The sequence below is a fragment of the Bradyrhizobium sp. 14AA genome, from assembly GCF_054185205.1.
Map to the genome: position 1 here is coordinate 1 of NZ_JAVAYM010000121.1, position 488 is coordinate 488.

The 488-nt window shown below is 35.2% G+C and carries 1 protein-coding gene; it reads right to left on the minus strand.

The window, feature by feature from the left end; all coding sequences use genetic code 11:
* Positions 1-124: 124 nt before the first annotated feature.
* Positions 125-391, minus strand: coding sequence for a hypothetical protein (locus tag RAD15_RS43605; RefSeq protein WP_283721578.1), 267 nt, complete (start codon positions 389-391; stop codon positions 125-127).
* Positions 392-488: the final 97 nt, after the last annotated feature.

Here is a 488-nt window from a genome sequence, read left to right on the forward strand (position 1 = left end):
GTTTGAAAGTAATGCGCCCTTTGAATCACATAAAAGAACCTCTATAGGACTTGTATTGTCTGATTGCTTTATAGTAACATAGTTGTGAAAACTATCCTTGGTCTTTATAGAATTAATATCCATCTTATTCCTCCGCTTCTTTCGAGATTACTACTGGAATAATCTCCTTTAGTTTTGTTGCTTCATTAAGTTCTTTTAAAGTTAAAAGAGTCGCATCGGCTTTCACTGATACAATTCCGTCTTTTACTTCTAATTTTTCTGATTGTCTTGCTTTGACTTCATCGACAATGATTGCTCTGTCGTAGTCATCATCTACTACGAGATTCAGTCCTGCTCTAACTATCTTTTCTTCTCCATCAATCACCTTAGTTAATACTGCCCAGGCCTCCATATCATCCCTCCTAATAATCTGTTGTTCCAACATATAAGGTCTTTACATTAATACTCGATGCACTGTTCGATTTAATTCTGAAATAGAAGTTAAGCAC